Here is a 15,738-nt window from a genome sequence, read left to right on the forward strand (position 1 = left end):
GCCCCGTCCACCTTTGTGACGGGGCCGCCCGTTGTCAACCGCGCGCGTGTCCCGGCCCGTGGCCGGTCATTCGCCCAGGCGTCGTCCGGTGAGGTGCTCGGCGGGGACGGTCCCCATCCGGCCCGCCTGGAAATCCTCCATGGCCTCGATGATCTCCTCCTTGGTGTTCATCACGAACGGCCCGTACTGGATCACCGGTTCGCGCAACGGCATTCCGCCGAGCAGCAAGACCTCGAGGTCGCCGGTGGTGGTGTGCTGGTCGGTGTCGGCGGCGAGGGCGATGGCGTCGCCCTTGCCGAAGACCGCCAGCTGACCGGCGCGGATCGGCCTGCGATCGGTGCCGACCGTGCCGCTGCCCGCGAGCACGTAGGCCATCGCGGTGTAGTCCGTCGGCCACGGCGTCTCCAGTTGCGCGCCGGGACTGATCGAGGCGTGCGCGTAGGCGATCGGCGTGTAGGTGGAGCCGGGGCCCGCGAAACCGGCGAGGTCGCCGGCGATCACCCGGACCAGGGCGCCGCCGTCGTGCGAACTCACCAGGGTCAGCTCGCCTGCGCGCAGATCCTGGTAGCGCGGGGTGGCGAACTTGTTCGCCCGCGGCAGGTTCACCCACAGCTGGATGCCGTGGAAGGTGCCGCCGGAGATGACGAGCTTCTCCTCGGGCAGCTCGTCGTGCAGCATGCCCGAGCCCGCCGTCATCCACTGCGTGTCGCCCTCGCCGATCACGCCACCGCCGCCCTGGGAGTCGTGGTGGACCATGGTGCCGTCGAGCATGTAGGTGACGGTCTCGAAGCCGCGATGAGGATGCCACGGCGCGCCCTTGGCCTCGTACGGCTCGTAGGCCACCGGGCCCATCTGGTCGAGCAGGATGAACGGATCGGCCGAGCGCAGGTCCAGGCTCGGGAACGGCCGGGTCACCTCGAAGCCCGCGCCTTCCTGCTGACGCGCGGCGGTGACGAGCCGGCGGACCGGTCGCTGGGTCGCGGTGACGTCGGGGCGGGGCAGCCGGGGCAGCACCATGATGTCGTCGACGGTGATTGCGGGCATGGGATGCGCCTCCTGGTCGAGTGGCTTTGTTTCCATGTCAACCAAATGCGTTCTAGGATCATTCCCGTGACCCGATGGTTGACCGACGAAGAACAGCAGACCTGGCAGGCGTACATCCGCATGCGCCAGCGTCTGGACGCGGCGCTGGCCGCGGGCCTGGCCGAACACGGCCTGTCCATGCCGGACTACGAGCTGATGGTGGCGCTGTCGGCCACGCCGAACGGGTGCATGCGGGCCAAGGAACTGGCGGCGGAGGTGTGCTGGGACAAGTCCCGGCTCTCCAAGCAGCTCGCCCGGATGGCCGCGCGCGGCCTGGTCGACCGGCGTCCCGCCGAGGACGACGCGCGCGGCATCGTCGTCTCGCTCACCGACGAGGGTCGCGCCGTCCTCGGCCGTGCCGCGCCCGAGCACGTCGAACTGGTGCGCGCGGTGTTCGTCGACCGGTTGTCCGAGGCGGAGAGCACCGCGATCCGGACGCTGGCGGCGAAGGTGGTCGACGCCTGCGACACGCGCGGTGCCCTGCCCGCCTGACGGCGGGTCGGCGCCGCCTAGGACAGCGCCGTGCCGATGGTCGCGGTGATGTGAGCGGGCACCTCGCCCGCGTAGTCACCGGTGGTGAGGGTGCCCGCGGGTTCGAACAGGAGCAGGGTCGCGCCCTCGGCCGAGGACGGGCGGTGGTCGACGCCGCGCGGAACCACGTAGGTGTCGTTGCGGCGCAACGTGACCCGTCGCGGCGCCGCGCCCGGCTCACGCAGGTCGATGTCGAGCGCGCCGTCGAGGACGAGGAAGAACTCGTCGGTGTCGTGGTGGGCGTGCCACAGGTGCTCGCCGCGCACCTTGGCCAGGCGCACGTCCCAGTCGTTGACGCGGGTCAGGATGCGGGGGCTCCACAGCTCGTCGAAGGCGGCGAGCGCGGTGTCGATGTTCCTCGGTCGATCGGTCATGCGCTCATGGTCGCGCTTGCGCGGACCGCGGCGACAGTGCGATGAATGGCACATGTCGAAAGATTTCTCGCAGCCGGGTCTGCATCGGGTCGCCGCCCTCGTCGACGAGGGCTCCAACCCGTTCGAACTGGCCTGCATGACGGAGGTGTTCGGCATCGAGCGGCCCGAGGTGGGCGGGCTGCTCTACGACTTCCGGTTGTGCGCGCACCAGCGCGAGGTGCCGATGCGGCAGAACTTCTTCACCATGACCGGGCTGGCCGGCCTGGACCTGCTCGACACGGCCGACACGGTGATCGTCCCCAATCGGCCGGACACCGCAGCCCCGCGGCATCCGGCGGTACTCACGGCGATCGCGCGAGCGCACGCGCGCGGCGCCCGGCTGGTCGGCATGTGCAGCGGCGCGTTCACCCTGGCCGACGCCGGCGTACTGCGCGGTCGGCGGGTGACGCTGCACTGGCAGTGGGCCGACGAGTTCCGCCGCCGCTTCCCCGACACCGAGGTCGACGACACGGTCCTGTTCATCGACGACGGCGACATCCTGACCTCGGCGGGCAGCGCGGCGGCCCTCGACCTCGCCCTGTACCTGGTCGGCCGCGACCACGGCACCGGGATCGCCACCGCCGTCGCCCGCCGCCTCGTCTTCGCCGCGCACCGTCGCGGCGGCCAGCGCCAGTTCATCGAGCGCCCCGTGCCGAGCGCCCCCGGCCCGTCCCTGGCGGCGACCCTGGAGTGGGCCGAAGACCACGCGACCGAGCCTCTCACGGTCGCCGACCTCGCCGCCCGCGCCGGCGTGAGTGTGGCCACTCTGCACCGCCACTTCCGCGCCGAACTCGGCTGCACCCCGCTGGCCTGGCTCACCGCCCGCCGCCTCGACCACGCCCGCCGCCTCCTCGAAACCACCGACCTGCCCATCGAGCGCATCGCCGCCGAGTGCGGCCTCGGCACCACCGCCAACCTGCGCACGCGCCTGGCGGCCGCCACCGGCCTCACCCCGACCGCCTACCGCACCCAATTCTGTGCCAGGACAGCGTGATCCGGCGCCTGATTTTCAGTGGGCTCGGTGGGGGAGAAACTGCCGGGCGTAGGTGATGGCCGAGCCGGTGTCGGGGAACACGGCGTCGTCGCCCCCTGTGGGGAGAGCGCCCATCGTGGCCAGGCGGGCGCGGTGGTCGTCGCGCAGACCGGACATCAGGACGGTGATGTGCCGGTGCTCCAGCTTGTCCACGGCGTCCGCGAGTACCAGCGCCCCGGTGGTGTCGAGCGCGGTGACCCGCGACATCCGCAGAATCACCACCCGCACATCGGCCACCTCCGACAGCTCCAGCAGGAACCGGTGGGCCGCGGCGAAGAACAAGGGGCCGTCGATGCGATAGGCGACGATGTGATCACGCAGCAGCGCGTGCTCCTCGCCGAGGTGATCGGACTCGTCGAGCGGGACCTGCCGTAGGTTCGCCTCCCGCGCGATGGCGCGCACCGCGAGCACCAGCGCGAAGCCGACTCCGATCACCACTGCCGTGACCAGGTCGAAAGCGACGGTCACCACGAAGGTGACCACCATGACGATCGCGTCCCCACGCGAGGCCCGCGCGATCGCGGCGAGCGAGGCCGCCTCCACCATCCGCACCGTCGTCGCGAGGAGCACCCCGGCCAGCGCCGCGATCGGGATGTCGGCGACGAGGCCGGCGCCCAGGTAGACGATGCCCGCCAGGATCACCGCGTGGGTGAGCGCGGCGAGCCGGGTCCGCGCTCCCGAACGCACATTCACCGCCGTCCGCGCGATCGCGCCGGTCGCGGGCACACCGCCGAACAGCGGGGCGGCGATATTGGCCAGGCCCTGCCCGAACAGTTCCCGGTCCGGATCGTGGCGGGTGCCGACAGCCATGGCGTCGGCGGCGGTGGCCGACAGCAGCGATTCGAGCGCGGCCAGCGCGGCGACCGCCAGCGCGGGCAGTAGCAGAGCAGTGAGTTCGTCGGGCCGGAGGAAGCCGAGGGAGGGCGCGGGCAGTCCGGCCGGGATCGTTCCGATGGTGGTGAGCGGCAGGTGGAAGACGCGCGCGAGCACGGTCGCCACCGCGACGGCGACCAGCGCGAACGGCAGCCTGGGCAGGTATCGCCCGCCGATCAGGATGACCACCGCCACGACGAGCGCGGTCACCGGCGCGCCCGCGTGCGGGTCCTCGGCGAACCGGCGTGCCGCGTCGAACGCCGACTGCCAGACCTTCTCGCCCTCGGCGCCGGACACCCCGAGAGCACCCGGGACCTGCTGCAGCGCGATCACGACGGCGATGCCCGCGGTGAACCCCTCGATCACCGGAGCCGGCATGAATCGCACCGCCCGGCCGACACCGGCGAACGCCAGCGCGACGAGCAGCACCCCGGCCATGAGCCCGACGGTCAGCACGCCGGACGCGCCGTGTTCGTGCACGATCGGCACCAGCACCACGGTCATCGCGCCGGTAGGGCCCGACACCTGGAAGCGGGAACCGCCGAAGACGGCGGCGAGCGCGCCGGCGACGACCGCGGTCGCCAGCCCGGCGGCGGCACCGAGCCCGGAGCTGATGCCGAATCCCAGCGCCAGCGGCAATGCCACCAGCGCCACGACCAGCCCCGACAACAGGTCCGTGCCCGGTGCCCGGAAGGCGGGCTTCCACTCCGACCAGGTCGGCAGCAGGGCCCGCATGGTCAGCGGTTGCCGAGCAGACGCAGTTTCAGGGCGGCGAGCTGCTCGCGGAGTTCGTCCGGGAGGCGGTTGCCGCCGATCCCGGCGAACCACTCGTCGATGGATCGGGTCTCGGCGACCCATTCGGTGGTGTCCACGGCCAGCGCCTTGTCCACCAGGGCGCGGTCGGCCTCGTCGAGGCCGGACAGGTCGAGAGCATCGGCGGTCGGGACGTAGCCGATGGGGGTCCACTCGGCCGCGGCGCCGCCGTCGAGCCGCTCCAGCGCCCACTTCAGCACGCGCACGTTGTCACCGAAGCCGGGCCAGAGGAAGGTGCCGTCGGCGTCCCGGCGGAACCAGTTGACCTGGAAGATCTTCGGCAGCTTCGCGGGGTCGGCCTGCGCGCCGAGACGCAGCCAGTGCGCGAAGTAGTCGCCCACGTGATAGCCGAGGAACGGCAGCATGGCCATCGGATCGCGGCGCACCACGCCGACCGCGCCGGTCGCCGCGGCGGTGGTCTCCGAGGACAGCACCGAGGCGGTGAACACCCCGTGCACCCAGTCGAAGGTCTCGGCGACCAGCGGCACCGTGCTCGCGCGGCGCCCACCGAAGAAGATCGCCGAGAGCGGCACTCCGGTCGGATCGTTCCACTCCGGTGCCACCGAGGGGCACTGCTCGATCGGCGTGCAGTAGCGCGAATTCGGATGCGCGGCAGGGGTTCCCGATGCGGGCGTCCAGTCGTTGCCGCGCCAGTCGGTGAGGTGGGCGGGTGGCTGATTCGTCAGGCCCTCCCACCACACGTCACCGTCGTCGGTGAGCGCGGTGTTGGTGAAGATCGAGTTGCCCCGGTCGATGGTGGCGATCGCATTGGGATTGGTGCGCGCGCCGGTGCCCGGCGCGACGCCGAAGAACCCGGCCTCCGGGTTCACGGCGTAGAGCCTGCCGTCGGCGCCGAAACGCAGCCACGCGATGTCGTCGCCGATCGTCTCCGCCTGCCAGCCGGGCAGTGCCGGTTCCAGCATGGCCAGGTTGGTCTTGCCGCACGAGGACGGGAACGCGGCGGCCACATAGTGCGTCCGGCCGCGCGGGGAGGTGAGTTTGAGGATGAGCATGTGCTCGGCCAGCCAGCCCTCGTCCCGCCCGAGCACCGAGGCGATCCGCAGCGCGAAGCACTTCTTGCCGAGCAGCGCGTTGCCGCCATAGCCGGAGCCGTAGCTCCAGATGGTGCGCGATTCGGGAAAGTGCGCGATGTACTTGGTCGGCCCGCACGGCCACGGCACGTCGGCCTGTCCCGCGGCGAGCGGGGCGCCCACGGAGTGCAAGCACTGCACGAATTCGGTGTCGCCCGTGAGCTTTTCCCACACCGGGGTGCCCGAGCGGGTCATCACCTGCATCGAGACCGCGACATACGGCGAGTCGGTGATCTGCACGCCGTACTTCGGCTCTGCGGCGTCGAGCGGCCCCATGCAGAAGGCGATGACATACATCGTGCGGCCGGTCATCGCGCCGCGATAGTGCTCGCTCATCTCGGTACGCATGTCGACGGGGTCGACCCAGTTGTTGGTCGGGCCCGCGTCGGCGGGGTCGGCGGAGCAGAGGAAGGTGCGGTCCTCGACCCGGGCGACGTCGTCGGGGTCCGAGGCGCACCAGAAGGAATTGGGCTTGCCGGTGAGCCGGACGAAGGTGCCCTTCTCGACGAGCTCGTCGGTCAGCCGGTCCCATTCGGCCCGCGACCCGTCGCACCACACGACGCGGTCGGGCGTGGTCAGCGCGGCGATCTCCTCGACCCAGCGGGTGATGGCGGGATGCTCGGTCGGAACCGTCGTCTGCTCGGTGCTCGCGGTCACGGATGTCCTCCTGGTCAACTTGCTAGTTTAGAAAATATGCAATCAGTGGGCGTGGTCGGGGACGGATCGGGCGCCGGTCAGGCGACGGTGGGCTCGCTGGGGTTCTCGAGGAGTTCGGCCTGGCCGGCGACGACGCCGGTGAGGATGGCGCGCGCCACCACCAGCAACTCCTTCACGCGCGGAGAGGTGAGCTCATAGGTCACCGACAGGCCTTCGCGGCGCGCGGTGACCAAGCCGGCCCGGCGCAGAATGGCCAGCTGCTGGGAGAGGTTCGCCGCCTCGACGCCGACCTCGGGCAGCATCTCCGAGACCGCGTGTTCGCGCTCGCTGAGCAGCTCGAGCACCCGGATGCGGACCGGATGGCCGAGGGTTTTGAAGAAGTCGGCCTTCATCTGGTACAGCGGCCTGCTCAGTCCCGGCACCGTGGTGAACCCCGTCCTGCTGTGGCGGTAAGGTGTTTTCTAACTTTAGCAAACAGGCTAACAGGAGAGATATGCCCATCGCCTCGCTCAACGGCATCCAGCTCAGCTACGACGTCACCGGCTCGGGGCCGCTGGTCCTGCTCGTGATGGGGAGCGGCAGCCCCGGTCGGGTCTGGCGGACCTATCAGGTGCCCGCTCTGGTCAAGGCGGGATTCCGGGTCGCCACCGTCGACAATCGGGGGATCGCGCCGTCGTCGGAATCGGCGGCGGGCATCACCATGGCCGATCTCGTCGGGGACACCGCGGCGCTGATCGAGCACCTGGGCGCGCCCGCGCACGTGGTCGGCACGTCGATGGGCTCGCGGGTCGTCGCCGAACTCGCCCTGGCGCGTCCCGACCTGCTTGGCAAGGCGGTCATGTTCGCCGCGACCGCGCGCCCACATCCGGTCTCGGGCACGCTCAACCGGGGCGAGCAGGCGCTGTTCGACAAGGGCATCCAGCTGCCGCCGGAGTACGCGGCCGCGGTGAAGGCCATGCTCAACCTCTCCCCGCACACCCTGGCCGACCCGGCCAAGGCGCAGGAATGGCTCGACATCTTCGAATTCACATCCGGCAAGGGCACTCCCGGCACCCGGGCGCAGCTCGGACTCGACCGTTCGCAGGACCGGCGCGCGGCCTACCGCGCGATCACCGTGCCCAGCCTGGTGGTCGGTTTCGCCGACGACCAGATGGTGCCGCCGCGGTTCTGCCGCGAAGTCGCCGAGGCCATCCCGAACGCCCGCTACGCCGAGATCGAACGCTGCGGGCACTACGGCTACCTCGAACAGCCCGACGAGATCAACCGCGTCCTCGTCGAATTCCTCACCGCCGCCTGATCATCCCCTCGAAGGACTCCCATGAGCGACTCGCTCCCGCCCTGTCCCGCGTGCTCGTGTGCGTACACCTACGAACTCGGCGCCCTGCTGGTGTGCCCGGAGTGCGCCAACGAGTGGGCGCCCGCCGCGGCGGACGACACCGGCGACGCCGTGATCCGCGACGCTGTCGGCAATGTGCTCGCCGACGGCGACACCGTCACGGTGATCAAGTCGCTCAAGGTGAAAGGCAGCCCCACCGGCATCAAGGCGGGCACGAAAGTGCGCAACATCCGACTGGTGAACGGCGTCGGCGACCACGACATCGACTGCAAGGTCGACGGCATCGGACCGATGCAGCTCAAGTCCAGCGTCGTGAAGAAGGCCTGAGCCGCCGTCAGGGCGGCGGGATCAGGGCCGCGGCGGCGGCTGCCGCGATGGCTTGCGCGACGGCGCTCAGGGCGGGGGAGTCGAGCTTCCACTGCTGCCAGTACAGCGGGACGTCGATGTGCGCGTAGCCGTCCAGGTTGACGAGAGTTCCCGCTGCCCTGTCCTTTTCGGTTTGCAGGTCCGGGAGCATGCCCCAGCCCATGCCCAGTCGGACCGCGTCGCCGAAGGCGTTCGAGGACGGGACGTAGTGGGTCGGCGGGTCGATCGGGTCGGGGGACCGGCCGCGCACGTGACGGAACTGCAGGTCGTCCTTGCGGTCGAACTGGATCATCGGCGCGTGCGCGTACGCCTCCGGCCGCGCGCCGTCCGGGAACCAGCGCCGCGCGAAGTCCGGCCGGGCGAGCGCCCGGTAGCGCATGGCCCCCAGCGGCTCGACCCGGCAGCCCTGCACGGGCGTGGCCGTGGCGGTGATCGCCGCCATCACGGTCCCGTCCCTGAGCAGGCGGGTGGTGTGTTCCTCGTCCTCGCGGTGCAGTTCGACACACACCAGGTGGCTCACGCGGGCGAGCGCGGGCATCACCCACGTCTCCAGTGAGTCGGCGTTCACCGCGATCGGGATGCGGGCGGCGCGTCCGGCGGGGCGATCGGCGTCGCCGAGTTCGCGGGCGGTGTCGCGGGCGAGCAACTCGACCTGGCGGGCCAGCCGCAGGACGGCGAGCCCGGAGTCGGTGGCGCGCACCGGTTTCGAGCGCTGCAGCAGGATGCGGCCCGCCGCTTCCTCCAGTGCTTTGATCCGCTGGCTGATGGCCGAGGGCGTCACGTTCAACCGCCGGGCGGCCGCGTCGAAGGTGCCCTCGGTGAGCGCCGCGTCGAGCGCGCGCAACTGGTCGAGCGGGAAGTCCACATAAGAGATTCTAATGGTGCTGAAGAATCATTAGCTGGTCTGAAAATGTACGGTCTCTTAACGTCGAACGGGTGACGGCTTCCTCTGCGGCACTGGCCGCCCTCTCCGGATTGGGCTTCGGGCTCTCGCTCATCGTGGCGATCGGCGCCCAGAACGCGTTCGTGCTGCGTCAGGGCATTCGTGGCCAGCACGTGCTGCCGGTGATCGCGGTGTGCGCCGTGTCCGACATTGTCCTCATCACGGCGGGCGTCGCCGGCTTCGGCACGATCGTCGAGGCGATGCCCGCCCTGCTCACCGTGGCCAGGTACGCGGGGGCGGCGTTCCTGCTCGGCTACGCCGTGCTGGCGGTGCGGCGGGCGCTGACCTCGTCGACGCTGATCGCCGAGGCCGCGGGCGCGTCGGTGGCCGTCGGCGCGTCGGTGCTCACCTGTCTGGCGCTGACGTGGCTCAACCCGCACGTCTACGTGGACACCGTGGTGCTGCTCGGCTCCTTCGCCAGCACCTACGCCGATCCCGAACGGTGGTTCCTGGCCGCGGGCGCCATGCTGGCGAGCGTGCTCTGGTTCCTGGCGCTCGGCTACGGCGCGCGCCGCCTCGCCCCGCTGTTCGCGCGACCGATCGCCTGGCGCATCCTCGATTCGGTGATCGCGGCGATCATGCTGACGCTGGCGGCCGGTCTGCTCCTGGCCTGATCAGGACCCCGACCACGGCGTGACGGGCGGCTTCACCCACAGCAGCTTCTCGTCCGCGTGCGCGCGCACGGCGGCGGCGTGCGCGGGATTGCGCGCGGCCCACGCGTCCTTCTGGTCGAGCAGGTCGGCGACCACGCGCCAGGTCTCGCCGGTGCTCGGCGGATTGGTGTCGGCGGCCCTGGCCAGCTTGCGCAGCGTGGCCGGGGGCAGCGCGAGCAGTTCGGCGCTGCGGATGTCGCGGGCCCAGACGTAGGCGGCCAGGCGGCGGGCCTTGGCGACGCGGCTCGCGGTGGCCGCGTCGGAATGCGCGTGATCGGGTGCCTGATCGGCGCTCTCTGGCACGGGGGCGATTCTACGACGAACGCCCGCGCTCCGGTCGGTGGTGACCGGGGCGCGGGCGTTCACCCGTCAGGTGGCTCAGTACGCGCTGTTGACGTTGTCCATCGAGCCGTAGCGGTGCGCGGCGTAGTTGCAGGCCGCGACGATGTTGGAGACCGGGTTCCAGACGTCGAACGGGGTGCCCTCGACGTGGTACGCGGCGAAGGTCGGGTCGATCACCTGCAGCAGGCCCTTGGAGGGGATGCCCATCGCGGCGTTGGAGTCCCACAGGTTGATCGCCTGGGGGTTACCGGTCGACTCGCGCATGATGTTGCGGTAGATGCCGTCGTAGCTGCCGGGGATGCCCTTGGCGGCCATGATGTCGAGGGCCTGACGGATCCAGCCGTCCAGGTTGTCCGGGTAGGTCGGCGGGGCGGGCGCGGGCTCGGGCATCGGGGCCGGTGCGGGCTCCGGAGCGGGCGCGGGGGCGACCTCCGGCGCGGGGGCCGGAGCCGGGATCGCCTCGACGGCGGGGGCGGCGCCGACGGCGGGGATGTTCTCCGCCTGCTCGACGACCATGGCAGCACGCTCGGGCACGCTGTCGTCCGCGAAGGAGACGGCGGAGGACGCGGCTACGGCGACCAGACCGACCGCGGCGACCGCCACGGTGAACGCCTCACGGCGCGAACGACGGCCGACAACGGTGCTGAGCTTGTCTTTGTTGAGCATTGCTTTTCTGTTCCTTCATCTCTGTCTGGCGACCGCCGGCCCCGATGAGGGCGCGGTGGATCGCGCAGCGCGCACGCGGCGGCGCACGCCGGTCAGGCGATGTGTTGTTTCTGTCTGTATGGGAATGTGCGACGCTGTCGGGGTCGGACTCGCTCGAGGGCGGTCCGCGCGTCGCACGGTGCTCCACAGCTGGCTGCGGGGAGACCACGCGCTGTTCGATCCCTGGCTCCGGAGGTTGGATACTCCCGGGCTGACCAAACCGCAGGTCCGTTTTTGACCTGATTGCAGAATGGTCACGACTGGTTAACAGAAGGTGAACGGGACCTGAACGGCAAACGATGCCGATCTTGGTCGCTTCTTCTGGCAGTTGCGGAATCGTTATGTATGCAGGGGGTTTGCGGCCGCGATCAGTGTGGCCCGCCTCACAGAAAAAGTTTGCCCAGATCGGGTTTCACGAGCGTTTGCGCAGCTCCAGCGTGTCTGGATCGGGACTCCAGTGGCTTGCCGGGCCGATGTCCATGGCCGTTCGATCACGGTGCCGTGACCATCGGATGTCCGCTCTCCGGAGACAGAAAAACCGCATCCCGGCAGTTGCGATAACTGCCGGGATGCGGTTGCTGTGCGCCATCAGGGACTCGAACCCCGAACCTGCTGCTAGTGGTTCGGGGTCTGGCGGACATTCACAGCCGATCACGGGAGATCGCAATTGTCCTTCTACCTGGCGCGACGCCGAAACCAGGTACATGGTTGCGCACGGACGGTCACGGGCAATCACCCCGAATTCTTGGTGTAACTTTGGTGCGGGTCGAATCCGATTCCGCCGTCGTGGCCACACGTCTCGCCTATCGGGAACGGTCGGTCGAAGGGTTCCGAAGACGGGCCGAGCGGGCGGAACGTGGCGGATCTCCCATTGCAGTCGTCGACCAGCTGGGACTGCCGTGGAAGTTGCAGGCCCCGCCGAACATTGGCAACCGAAAACACCTGGTCATCGTGAGCGCTCGATCTGACAACTTGGCGCCGATTCGTTTCCAATCGTGATTGCCCAGGCGGGGAACCGCGGGCGTCCGATGTTCGGATCTGTCAGGCAGCGGCGTCGAGCTGTGAGCGCGAGTCGTGAACTTGTGGCGGTCCACGATCTGATCTGCCGAAACTATCTATCGATGGCCGGTGCGAGTATCCAGGCCTGGTCCCGATCACGGCGGCTAGCGCCGTGGAGTCGGTTGTTGTTTCCAGTCCAGTAGGTCTGGGCGGCAGGAAGTTTCGGTTGGTCGGCTGCAGCCCAGATGAAGGTGCCGTCGGTTTGCCAGAGGGCGTCGAGGCCGTTGTCGTTGTGAGTCAAGAGGATCGGCCAGCTATACCTGTCCAGGTCGGGGGCCGACGAATGGTTCGCTGTGTGGGACCCGAACGCGGCCCGGCGCAGGGGACTACGGGGGATGTACCCGGCGCGGATGCTCAAGTACAGCCGGTCGGACCGGTGATGGGTGCAGGCTGTGTGAATACGACCGATCGGTTGACCGTGGCGACCGGTCGAGGTCGGCTGGAATTCCCATGCGCACGGATCGGATCCGCTGTCGCGGAGGACAAGCCGCGTGCACGAGGCGCCGACGCTGACCGCCTCGGGAGCTGTTCGCACAGCATGCAGCCTGCAACCCGTCCGCCTACTCGTGATCGTGAAGGGGCCGGTCGGAAAGCCGCTCGCCTGTAGTCGGTCCTCGCACGGTGTCTCGGAGTCCTGCTCGGCCTTCGCGAGCGCTATGCCGAGTGAGTGTGTGGCCCGGTATTCGCCGGGCGTCACGCCCATGACGGCTGTGAATGCGCGGGCAAGGCGGCGTTCGGAACCGAACCCTGACCTTTGTGCGATCGTGGCGATCGGCACCCCGGGCGAGCTGATCAGCAATGCTCGGGCGCGATCGGTGCGCAGCCGTCGCAGGATCTGTGCCGGGCCGTCCATGTCGGCGACGAAGGACCGGTACAGCGTGCGGCGCGACACATGGAATCTTGCCGCGAGCTCATCGATGGTCAGATCCGCACGGGTGCAGTTCGCTCTCAGATAGTCCATGATCGCGGCGCGCCGCAGACTCTCACTGCCGCCTGGTTCATCAGGAGCGACCGCGCGGCGCACGAGTTCGGCGAGCAGCTCGACTGCTCTGCGCGCGTCGAGTTGCTCGCCCTGGGCCTCACGGAGGAAGTTGGCTGTGGCGGTGACAGCGGCACTTGCGGGCAGCGTGATCGGCGGCAGTGGGCGGTCGTCGAAACCTGCGCCGGCTAGCAGCGCTTCGCGCGGTACCGCGGCGACCAGCGCTTTGGTGCGTTCGAGGGGGAAGAAGCGGTGTGGGTGTGCGTTGTCGACGATCGTGACCCCGCCCGGTCCGACGATGCGGGTGGAGTCGCCATCGATCACGGCTCGGCGCCCCGCCTCGGCGAACATGATCGTGAACGCGTGACGGTCCGTGCGCGCGATCTGGTGGCGCGCGTGGCGGAAACCGTGCCCGGAGATGACGCTGCGCCCGACGAACACATCGGGGCTTGACCACAGTGATCGAAACGACCCGTAGAACGGTTCATCGGGGAGCACATCGATGCAGGTCGGGCCGAAGGCGGCGCTGACCGATGCCTCCCAATAGCCGACGACATCGCTGTCGGGCGCGTCGCTACTGGCGAAACGCACACTGGATCTGCCGCCCATACGCTGACGATAGTCGCCGTCGCGAAATCCGGTCCGTCTGACACGATCGACCCGCGATCCAAACGGGTACTCCATGTTCCGCCGAGCTTCCCGGGTTGCTGTGGCGTCTCTGGGTAGCGCGGTGAAATGTTTCTACCTCCGACTTCTTGCTGGGCGACCGAAGGGGAAACCGTCATTCTGTGACACCACTGCGACGATCCGTCTGACGCGGCCGGTGGGGTACTGGTTCCGTTCCCGCTTCTTTGGCCTGTCCCGGATGATCTGGGACCGCTCGGTAGGTCACCCTTTGTGGGTGAGGCGGGCGAGTTACGGTGCGTTTTAGTGTCACGCCATGGGTCCGGTAATCGGAGAGTTGTTGCCGCTTGCCGTCGGTGTCGCGTTGTCGCCGATACCGATCGTGGCGGCGATCCTCATGATTCTGTCGGCGCGTGGGAGCGGCGCGGCGATCGGGTTCGCAACCGGATGGGTGCTCGGCATCCTCGGGGCGACCGGGGTGGTGACGCTGTTCGCCGGCGCCCTCGGTGGGCCCGGTGACAACGAGCCCGGCGCCGCGGCCGCGTGGATCAAGATCGCCCTCGGGGTGGCGCTCGTGGGATTGGCGGTAAAACAATGGCAGGCGCGCTCGCAGACGGAGGTGCCCGGCTGGATGCGCGCGATCGATACCCTCACCGCGGTCAAGGCAACCGGACTCGGGGCATTGCTGTCTGGAGCGAACCCGAAGAACCTGCTGTTGTGCGTTTCGGCGGGTGTCGCGATCGGGGCGGCTGGTCTCGGCACCGGCGGCACGATCGGCGCGATCGTGGTCTTCACGGTACTGGCCTCGGCGACGGTGCTGACGGTGGTTCTCGGCTATCTGATGGCGGCGCAGCGACTCGGGCCCGTGCTGGACCGGCTGCGGGTCTGGTTGCAGGACAACAATCACGCCGTGATGGCCATTTTGCTGCTGATCATGGGAGCGGTGGTCCTCGGTAAGGGACTCGGCGGGCTGCGGTGAGGAACCCGGTGTCGGTCCCGGTCTTCTCGTCGTTGCGGGGCTATCCCCGCGCGTGGGTGCGTCCGGATGTGATCGCTGGGCTCACAGTATGGGCGGTCTTGGTGCCCGAAGCGCTGGCCTACGCTTCCATCGCGGGAGTTGCGCCGGTGGTCGGATTATACGCGGCGGTGCCCGCCCTGATGCTCTACGCGATGGTGGGTAGTTCCCGTCATCTGGTGGTCGGCCCGATGTCTGCCACGGCCGCGCTGTCGGCGGCGATTGTCGCCCCAGTGGCCGGTGCCGACGGAGGTCGCTATCTGGCGTTGACGGCGGGACTCGCCATCTGCACCGGAATCGTCGGACTGTTGGCCGGGATGATCCGGTTGGGATTCATCGCCAGCTTCATCTCGGAACCCGTCCTGAAAGGCTTCATCGTCGGGCTGGCCCTGGTCATCATCATCGGCCAGGTGCCCAAGCTGCTCGGGCTGCACAAGCACGAGGGCAATTTCTTCGAACAGGCCTGGGGTGTCCTGAGCAATCTCGGTGACATCGATGGGCGCACAGCAACTGTCGGTTTTCTCAGCCTGGTTCTGGTCCTGGCGGTTCGGCGCTGGCTGCCGGTGGTGCCGGGCGCACTGCTGGCCGTGGTACTCGGTGTCGCCGCCGTGCACGTGTTCGCTCTCGACGACAAGGGTGTCGCGATCGTCGGGCACATCGACTCCGGCCTGCCCACGCTCGGTCTGCCCGGATTGCTGATCGGGATCGGCGTCGCGATTCTGCTGCTGGTCTACCGCGCCTCGCGTCCGCACGTCGCCGAACTGGCCAAGGCCGGAACGGTCTGGGTGGACAAGGCCACGCATTCCGACATCCCCACGCAGCCCGACCTGCTGGTGGTGCGCGTCGAATCCGGGCTGTTCTTCGCCAATGCCGACACCGTGCGCGATCGCATCGAGGCACTGTGCACCGAGCACACCCGGCTGGTCGTCCTCGACGCCGAGACATCACCATCGCTGGATGTAACCGCCGCCGACATGCTGCTGGGCTTGCGAAAAGACCTGGCCAGCAGGCATATCGACTTTCGGATCGCCCGCTCGGTGGCACAGTTCGGCGCTGCGCTCGGCTCCGCTGTCGAGGGCGCGACTCCTATTCCCGTGTACCCGACCGTCGCCGAGGCCGCCGCAGACCTCCCCGGCTCGCCATCGGGTCCGGCCGCTAGCTGATCACCGATCGTGCCGTGGCGATGACTTCACCCGTGCCGGGTGAGGTGCGCTGCGCCCTT

General features: G+C 69.2%; 16 protein-coding genes. 7 read left to right on the forward strand and 9 right to left on the reverse strand.

From position 1 onward, the window contains the following. Positions 1–66 precede the first annotated feature (66 nt). Positions 67–1,044, reverse strand: coding sequence for a pirin family protein (locus tag DFR69_RS21290; RefSeq protein WP_110039385.1), 978 nt, complete (start codon positions 1,042–1,044; stop codon positions 67–69). A gap of 66 nt (positions 1,045–1,110) precedes the next feature. Between DFR69_RS21290 and DFR69_RS21295 the strand changes: the two genes are divergently transcribed. Next, positions 1,111–1,575, forward strand: coding sequence for a MarR family winged helix-turn-helix transcriptional regulator (locus tag DFR69_RS21295; protein WP_244198383.1), 465 nt, complete (start codon positions 1,111–1,113; stop codon positions 1,573–1,575). A 17-nt stretch (positions 1,576–1,592) separates the two neighbouring features. Here the strand turns inward: DFR69_RS21295 and DFR69_RS21300 are convergent, their stop codons facing one another. Next, positions 1,593–1,988 carry a cupin domain-containing protein gene (locus DFR69_RS21300; RefSeq protein WP_110039387.1) on the reverse strand — a complete coding sequence of 132 codons (396 nt, stop codon included), beginning with the start codon at positions 1,986–1,988 and terminating at the stop codon, positions 1,593–1,595. 52 nt (positions 1,989–2,040) lie between these two features. Here DFR69_RS21300 and DFR69_RS21305 point away from each other — a divergent pair, with 52 nt between their 5' ends. Continuing rightward, the gene (locus DFR69_RS21305) at positions 2,041–3,021 is read left to right on the forward strand and encodes a GlxA family transcriptional regulator (protein WP_110039388.1); all 981 of its coding nucleotides are present in this window, start codon (positions 2,041–2,043) and stop codon (positions 3,019–3,021) included. 15 nt (positions 3,022–3,036) lie between these two features. Here the strand turns inward: DFR69_RS21305 and DFR69_RS21310 are convergent, their stop codons facing one another. From DFR69_RS21310 to DFR69_RS21320, 3 genes are all read right to left on the reverse strand, one after another. Beyond that, entirely contained in the window at positions 3,037–4,668 is a 1,632-nt protein-coding gene (locus DFR69_RS21310; protein ID WP_110039389.1) for a SulP family inorganic anion transporter, read from the reverse strand. A gap of 2 nt (positions 4,669–4,670) precedes the next feature. Beyond that, positions 4,671–6,494: a phosphoenolpyruvate carboxykinase (GTP) gene (locus DFR69_RS21315; RefSeq protein WP_167456355.1), complete on the reverse strand. Its 1,824-nt coding sequence runs from the start codon at positions 6,492–6,494 to the stop codon at positions 4,671–4,673. A gap of 77 nt (positions 6,495–6,571) precedes the next feature. Further along, complete coding sequence (locus DFR69_RS21320) at positions 6,572–6,886, reverse strand: ArsR/SmtB family transcription factor (RefSeq protein ID WP_110039602.1); 315 nt, start codon at positions 6,884–6,886, stop codon at positions 6,572–6,574. Between the two features lie 101 nt (positions 6,887–6,987). On the opposite strand from DFR69_RS21320, the gene DFR69_RS21325 reads away from it, so the two are divergent. After that, positions 6,988–7,791, forward strand: a complete 804-nt coding sequence (locus DFR69_RS21325; protein WP_110039391.1) for an alpha/beta fold hydrolase — start codon at positions 6,988–6,990, stop codon at positions 7,789–7,791. A gap of 21 nt (positions 7,792–7,812) precedes the next feature. Then, positions 7,813–8,157 (forward strand): zinc ribbon domain-containing protein YjdM, encoded by a 345-nt coding sequence (locus DFR69_RS21330; protein WP_110039392.1) that lies wholly within the window; start codon positions 7,813–7,815, stop codon positions 8,155–8,157. Between the two features lie 7 nt (positions 8,158–8,164). Here DFR69_RS21330 and DFR69_RS21335 read toward each other — a convergent pair whose 3' ends face one another. Continuing rightward, positions 8,165–9,061, reverse strand: a complete 897-nt coding sequence (locus DFR69_RS21335; RefSeq protein ID WP_110039393.1) for a LysR family transcriptional regulator ArgP — start codon at positions 9,059–9,061, stop codon at positions 8,165–8,167. A gap of 71 nt (positions 9,062–9,132) precedes the next feature. Here DFR69_RS21335 and DFR69_RS21340 point away from each other — a divergent pair, with 71 nt between their 5' ends. Continuing rightward, on the forward strand, positions 9,133–9,753 hold the full coding sequence (locus tag DFR69_RS21340) for a LysE/ArgO family amino acid transporter (RefSeq protein ID WP_208644028.1): 621 nt from the start codon (positions 9,133–9,135) through the stop codon (positions 9,751–9,753). Here DFR69_RS21340 and DFR69_RS21345 read toward each other — a convergent pair whose 3' ends face one another. The 3 genes from DFR69_RS21345 to DFR69_RS21355 form a co-directional block, all read right to left on the reverse strand. Beyond that, on the reverse strand, positions 9,754–10,095 hold the full coding sequence (locus DFR69_RS21345) for a hypothetical protein (RefSeq protein WP_110039394.1): 342 nt from the start codon (positions 10,093–10,095) through the stop codon (positions 9,754–9,756). It abuts the gene before it with no gap. Positions 10,096–10,170: 75 nt separating this feature from the next. After that, the gene (locus tag DFR69_RS21350) at positions 10,171–10,800 is read right to left on the reverse strand and encodes a transglycosylase SLT domain-containing protein (RefSeq protein WP_110039395.1); all 630 of its coding nucleotides are present in this window, start codon (positions 10,798–10,800) and stop codon (positions 10,171–10,173) included. Positions 10,801–11,950: 1,150 nt separating this feature from the next. After that, positions 11,951–13,486, reverse strand: a complete 1,536-nt coding sequence (locus tag DFR69_RS21355) for an AraC family transcriptional regulator (RefSeq protein WP_167456356.1) — start codon at positions 13,484–13,486, stop codon at positions 11,951–11,953. A 331-nt stretch (positions 13,487–13,817) separates the two neighbouring features. Between DFR69_RS21355 and DFR69_RS21360 the strand changes: the two genes are divergently transcribed. Together DFR69_RS21360 and DFR69_RS21365 are read left to right on the forward strand one after the other, a co-directional pair. After that, positions 13,818–14,480 (forward strand): GAP family protein, encoded by a 663-nt coding sequence (locus DFR69_RS21360; RefSeq protein WP_110039397.1) that lies wholly within the window; start codon positions 13,818–13,820, stop codon positions 14,478–14,480. Then, positions 14,477–15,679, forward strand: coding sequence for a SulP family inorganic anion transporter (locus DFR69_RS21365; RefSeq protein WP_110039398.1), 1,203 nt, complete (start codon positions 14,477–14,479; stop codon positions 15,677–15,679). The genes DFR69_RS21360 and DFR69_RS21365 overlap by 4 nt, the downstream gene beginning before the upstream one ends. Positions 15,680–15,738 lie beyond the last annotated feature (59 nt).

The organism is Nocardia neocaledoniensis, assembly GCF_003182135.1.
In the GTDB taxonomy this organism is placed as follows: Bacteria; Actinomycetota; Actinomycetes; order Mycobacteriales; family Mycobacteriaceae; genus Nocardia; species Nocardia neocaledoniensis.